We start from the raw sequence: 5,752 nt of genomic DNA on the forward strand, positions 1-5,752 counted from the left end.
GTGTTTTTTATATGGATTTGAATCACGGCATTATTTGCGCTTGACGTTCTCTTTGCTGTAGCTCAGCAATATTAAATTGGCGTACATCCAGTGTAGCCAAGTCAAAACACTCTTTGCACGAGTGATGACATAAACCGTCTATATATTCAAGTTTGGCGAGTAGGCTTGGTTTTTTACACCAGTCGCATACGCCTTCGATACTGTACATTTTAGGCTCCCGCCATTGTTGCCAGAAGTGATACCAATGTTAATTAGTGATGACTGTCCATACACTGCAAAATCACCTCGCTCTATATCACAGCACTCGATTTTGAAAGGTGATTAACGAGCTCTTGTCATCGGTGTTTAGTGCTAAATATTAACGATAGATCCGAGGCTAAGCGCGCGTATTAGGTAGAACAGTATCTTACTTATTGATATTGGCCTTATTTTCGCGCGGTATTATGACATATAGAATCAGAATAAGTTAACTATTTGTTACGTGAAGTGAGAGAGTGATCGATTGCATAGGCTTTGTTGTGGCGAAAGATTCGCCACGGGGTGTCACTCCAACGGTTGAGTTGTAACTATTTGTTAACAGTGGCAAGAATTATTTTCAGGCAGCCGTTTAAGCGCTTCATTTCTTCTTCGCTTCCCTTAAGATCAGGGTGGTAAATTTTGCACAATTGCTTGTAGCGCTGCTTAACTTGTTTTTCGTTGAGAAGTTGCGTTGGGCTATAGCCAAACATTGCGCAAGCAAGATCAAAATGGCTGGTTTTATTCGATGCGCTTGCCGGCGAGCTCATAGGTTTAGCTTTCAATGCTAATTGATGCTTTTTCAATTGGTTGTAGAGCAACTCTAGTTGTTGTTTTTGTTTTCTTAGCGTTTGGTCTTGTTGTTGGATTTGCTGTTTTAGCCCATCGTTTTGCGATAGATTTTGCTCAGAGTCATTACGAAATTGTTTGAGAGAGCTTTTATTTCCACGCCAAAGCCAAACAAGTAGGCACGATAAAGACGCGACAAGCGCTAAGAGCACTAGGCTAAGCGGGTTGAGTAATTGAACCAGTTTGGCTGCGGTAGAGTGGTTAGACGTTGTTTGGACGTCATTGTGCGTATTATTGAGTTGCTCTATCGCGGCTAATTGCTTCGCTCTTTGTGCATTAAATTCTTGTTCTAAAACCCGGGAAAAGGCTTCTTCGGCTTTCGGATTATTGGCCGAGGCGATCTGATACCAAAGCTTTGCTTGGCCTAGAGTGTCTACTTTCTGCGCATTTTGTTCGTATAATTGGCCCAATTCAAACTGAGCTTGGTCATCACCTGATATGGCGAGCTTTGTCAGCCAGTAGAAGGCTTGGTCCTGATTCGCTTGGCTGAGTTGTCCCTCCAAATAGTGATCAACCAGCTCACGTTGGGCGAGTTTATAACGATTGGTGGCAGCTTGTTCTAACCAGTAGAGTGATTCTTGTGATGACTGGGCGACACCCTCTCCAAACTTATAGGCTTGGGCTATTTGATATTGGGCGCGGGGGTTATTGAGCTCAGCTTGTTCTAGAAGTGCATCTATGTCGTTAGTGGTTGCAAAAGCAGTGGATGAAATCAATGCAATTGAGGCAATGAACTTCTTGAGCATGATGATTGAACTTCCTATTTCGTCACTCAGTTGTTGCGTAGGCAACAATGTCCGCTAGAAGACGAACTATATAGCAGCCATGCCGCTGGGCGCAAACCCATTGGCATGGCAAATAGTCAGTAAACTGATTATTTTAGAGGTAGGATCTGAATTTCAACACGGCGGTTGCAGGCACGACCGCTAGTGGTTTCATTTGAACATAGTGGGAAACGTTCGCCGTAACCACGTGCGATAGCACGACCTGGGGCAACACCCTGTTGAACAAGGTAGCTACGCACAGATTCAGCGCGACGCTCAGAAAGCGTTTGGTTCATCTGATCGTTACCAGTGCTGTCAGTGTAACCATTGATCACTAGGCTAGTATCTGGGTATTCGGTTAAAATTGTCGCAACACCACCGAGTGTACGGTGAATTGACGAATCAAGCTGGTATGAACTCGAAGCAAACCCGATACCATTTTCAAGACGAAGAAGTAGTTGGTTTTCACCGATACGTTCAACTTGAACACCTGAATCAAGCAGTTGCTTACGAAGTGCGGCTTCTTGCTGGTCAAAATAGTAACCTGCACCACCACCGATTGCCGCGCCACCCGCAGCGCCAATTAGCGCGTTTTTACGACGTTCTTTCGCATCATCACCCGTTGCTAGACCAATCGCTACACCAGCAATCGCACCAATAAGGGCACCAGATGTTGCAGAGTTTGTTTCACTTTCGCCAGTCGTTGCGTTTTGACGTTGGGTTGCTTGACAGCCAGTTAGTGCAATAGTCAATGCTAGAGCAAGAGTAATTTTTTTCACAATGAGTCTCTCCATGTGAGGAATACATACAGCAAATTGATGGGATGCAATTAACCTTATGATGTTCCTTATGTCAAATACACTTTACTATATTTGACAAAAGCTTAACGTGGCATGAATGAATTGTTCACTATGCCATCAGTTATGGAGTGTTTTGTTGAGCTTGATTAGGTTAGGAGTTTGCGCGCAGGTGCACCGTCGATAGGGCGGCTCACCGAAAGCGTTCGACCCTTCTTAAGACCCACTTCATAGTCATCAGTAAGATTTTTCATCGCTTCTCTTAACTGCTGCTTGAAGGTTTCACGGTCAATATTTTTAAACTCTTTATCGATGTAGTCTTCAATTTTATTGGCAGACTCTTCATCGGGAGAGATGATAGGCAGCTTTTCGAGCGCGCCTTCTACCCAGCCTGATACATATGAGTTAACACGACGAGTGACTTCCAGCGTTGAGGTACCGGTTCCGGCAAAACTGTTGCGGAATTTACCAGTATGCTCATTTAATTCGCGGTATACGATATCAAAAGCGAAGGCGGCAAATATGGCACGATCGGCTTCGCCAATGAACTCGACGCGTTTTAAGCCTTTGTGGTTTAGCAATACGGCTTCGACACCAAACTTGGTGTTAATACCGCGGATCACGCGCAACAGTGTCGAACTGACGCTGGTGGGTAGTAGATGGGTCGATTGCGTTTTGCCCATCTTGATAAACTCAATATCGTCCTTATCCAAGCCGTACTTGAGCATGAGGCGATGCGCCATTTTGATCGCATTCGCAGCTTCATTGACGTTGGCAGAGTTACCAAGTTCTAAACACTTGGCAATCTTTTTTAAGGCTTTTTGTTTATGCATAGATCGCGACAAAACTCGTAAAAATAACAAAGTCGGCTATTTTAACGTGTTCTTGCTATGTGTCGCAACCGCTGCGGGCAATTATCCTTGGTAATTACTGGCTACCCATCTAAGGGAAATAGTTAAGAAACAGTTGGAAATAAAGCCGCCTAACTAAGCGGTAGAGCTACAAAATCAAAAAAGGCTCCGGTCAGTGTTCTGACTCAGAGCCTTAAAAATGGTGACGATGAATAGCTTGAATGCTAATAAAGCGAGGTTATAAACCTAACTCGCTCAGAAGGTCATCAGCATCGCTGTTACTGCTTGGCTGGCTCTTCTTTTCATTTTCTAGCATTTTTTGACGCGTAGATTCTAGGATGTCATCTGGGTTTTCATCGGCATCTACTTCGAACTCTTCTAATTGAATGAACTCGGTTTTGTCCATGGCCAATTCAAGGTAGAAGATGTTGCCCTTCTCAGTAGAGAAGGTCACTCGACGGGCTTGTGGCCGGTCAAGGTTAGTGTCAACAGATAAGATCACCTGTTTGTTTAGCGACAACATTTTTGGTTGGTTTTGGGTGATATGAGTTTGCAGTTCTTTGCGGATCTTATTGGTAAAATCGCCCACTAACTGGTTCATCAATTCCCCTAAAACATCACCCACTTCATCTGAGGTGTGAGCGATGGCGAGCTCTTCGGCTGGCATTCCCATGTTACGCATGTAATTGGTATAGATTTCTAGTGCTGACTTAGCGGTGAAGTTAATCACGACAAGGCCGGAGAAACCGCCATCGAATAACACAAAACAGCCAAAATCTGGTTTTAAGCTGGTTTTGTTAATTTTCTGCACCATAGCAGAGTAATTGACAGGGGAATTGGTTGCAGAGGTGAGCACTCCAGTCACTGACTGACAAAGTTTAAGAAGGATGTCTTCGGTTGTTACGATTTTATTTTTCTTCATTTTAATGCTAAACCCTGATGGTTAAATGAACACCAATTGTCCGAGTGAATCCGCCGTCAAATAATACCGCTGAGACAATTGGTTAGATTATTAGAATGCTTGTCTCTAATAGCTTAATCTCGTTGATTATTAGATACAAATTACATTTTGGCATTGCAAATCTGTTTTGATCACGCTTTTAAATGTTGTAAAGTGACGAGACTCAAAGAATAACAACCCAATGCTGAATGGATCAGCGTAGTAGGGGCAGGAAGCAATGTTACCAAGACTTCATTCTCAACCGGATGTTGATCATGTTGTGCTTAGTTTTCTCGAAGAACTAAAAGCCGCAGGATTCACCGGCGACATCGAAACTCAATATGCAAGCCGCTTAGCCGTTGCAACGGACAACAGTGTCTATCAATTGCTACCTCAGGCTATTGTTCACCCTAAATCCACTGAAGATGTGGTGCTGATTGGTCAAATCAGCGTCAAGCCTGTCTATGAGCGGGTTAAATTCTCTCCGCGCGGTGGCGGCACTGGTACCAATGGTCAGTCATTAACTCAAGGCGTGGTGGTCGATCTTTCTCGTCACATGAACAAAGTGCTTGAGATTAATGAGCAAGAAGGTTGGGTGCGTGTCCAAACTGGCGTTGTTAAAGATCAGCTCAATGATGTGGTTCGCCCATTTGGCTATTTCTTCTCGCCAGATTTGTCTACCAGCAATCGTGCCACGCTTGGCGGCATGATTAACACCGATGCGTCCGGTCAAGGCTCGCTAAAGTACGGTAAAACGTCTGATCATGTCCTGTCACTGCAAGCGGTGTTTGCCGATGGCTCGGTGTTAGAATCTGACTTGTCACATGGCTTACCTCATGAGCAAAGCTATGCCGCTAATGCATTGAAAACGACCGAGCAAGTTTGTCGTGATAAGCGTGACAAAATCATTGCTAAGTTCCCCCCTCTCAACCGTTTCCTAACGGGTTATGATTTAAAAAATGCCATTAATGATCGTGACCAATTTGACTTAACACGCGTGTTGTGTGGAGCGGAAGGTTCGTTGGCGTTTATCACCGAAGCCAAGCTTAACCTGACCAAAATTCCGAAAGCGCGTACTTTGGTCAATGTTAAATACAATAGCTTTGATTCTGCACTGCGTAACGCCCCGTTTATGGTGGATGCACACGCGTTGTCAGTCGAAACGGTCGATTCAAAAGTCCTTAACCTGGCGAAAGAAGACATTGTTTGGCATACCGTCAGCGATCTGATTACTGATGTGCCTGACAAAGAGATGTTGGGCATCAATATGGTTGAATTTGCGGGGCAAGATGTAGAAGAAGTTGAAGAGCAACTCAACGCACTGACCGCACGTTTGGATGAAATGCTGGTCAATGAAGAGGCGGATATTATTGGCTACCAAGTTGTCAATGACGTGGCCAGTATCGGCAAGATATACAATATGCGCAAAAAAGCGGTGGGTTTGCTGGGGGCGGCTAAAGGGCGCGCTAAGCCTGTTGCTTTTGCTAGAAGACACTTGTCGTTCCCCCTAGAAAATCTCGCCGATTTTATCGAGGA

At 44.5% G+C, this 5,752-nt stretch carries 6 protein-coding genes; 1 reads left to right on the forward strand and 5 read right to left on the reverse strand.

Features of this window, described 5'->3' with window-relative positions; all coding sequences use genetic code 11:
• Positions 1-22: 22 nt before the first annotated feature.
• The 5 genes from RH85_RS02795 to RH85_RS02815 all read right to left on the reverse strand — a co-directional run bounded on the left by RH85_RS02795 (position 23) and on the right by RH85_RS02815 (position 4,198).
• Positions 23-208, reverse strand: coding sequence for a hypothetical protein (locus tag RH85_RS02795; RefSeq protein ID WP_006710669.1), 186 nt, complete (start codon positions 206-208; stop codon positions 23-25).
• Positions 209-566: 358 nt separating this feature from the next.
• Positions 567-1,610, reverse strand: a complete 1,044-nt coding sequence (locus tag RH85_RS02800; RefSeq protein ID WP_006710670.1) for a J domain-containing protein — start codon at positions 1,608-1,610, stop codon at positions 567-569.
• Positions 1,611-1,738: 128 nt separating this feature from the next.
• On the reverse strand, positions 1,739-2,407 hold the full coding sequence (locus tag RH85_RS02805; RefSeq protein WP_006710671.1) for a YiaD family glycine zipper/OmpA-like lipoprotein: 669 nt from the start codon (positions 2,405-2,407) through the stop codon (positions 1,739-1,741).
• Positions 2,408-2,574: 167 nt separating this feature from the next.
• Positions 2,575-3,258, reverse strand: a complete 684-nt coding sequence (locus tag RH85_RS02810) for a DUF2786 domain-containing protein (RefSeq protein ID WP_006710672.1) — start codon at positions 3,256-3,258, stop codon at positions 2,575-2,577.
• A 256-nt stretch (positions 3,259-3,514) separates the two neighbouring features.
• Positions 3,515-4,198, reverse strand: coding sequence for a DUF3334 family protein (locus tag RH85_RS02815; RefSeq protein ID WP_006710673.1), 684 nt, complete (start codon positions 4,196-4,198; stop codon positions 3,515-3,517).
• A 256-nt stretch (positions 4,199-4,454) separates the two neighbouring features.
• Between RH85_RS02815 and RH85_RS02820 the strand changes: the two genes are divergently transcribed.
• Positions 4,455-5,752: FAD-binding oxidoreductase (locus tag RH85_RS02820; RefSeq protein WP_006710674.1), on the forward strand; the 1,298-nt coding region annotated here is incomplete at its 3' end.

The organism is Vibrio ichthyoenteri ATCC 700023, from assembly GCF_000222605.1.
In the GTDB taxonomy this organism is placed as follows: Bacteria; Pseudomonadota; Gammaproteobacteria; order Enterobacterales; family Vibrionaceae; genus Vibrio; species Vibrio ichthyoenteri.

Bases quoted from the DNA above. Each gene is read 5' to 3' on its own strand.
- RH85_RS02795 (WP_006710669.1), bottom strand. From the start codon at position 208: ATGTACAGTATCGAAGGCGTATGCGACTGGTGTAAAAAACCAAGCCTA.
- RH85_RS02800 (WP_006710670.1), bottom strand. From the start codon at position 1,610: ATGCTCAAGAAGTTCATTGCCTCAATTGCATTGATTTCATCCACTGCT.
- RH85_RS02810 (WP_006710672.1), bottom strand. From the start codon at position 3,258: ATGCATAAACAAAAAGCCTTAAAAAAGATTGCCAAGTGTTTAGAACTT.
- RH85_RS02815 (WP_006710673.1), bottom strand. From the start codon at position 4,198: ATGAAGAAAAATAAAATCGTAACAACCGAAGACATCCTTCTTAAACTT.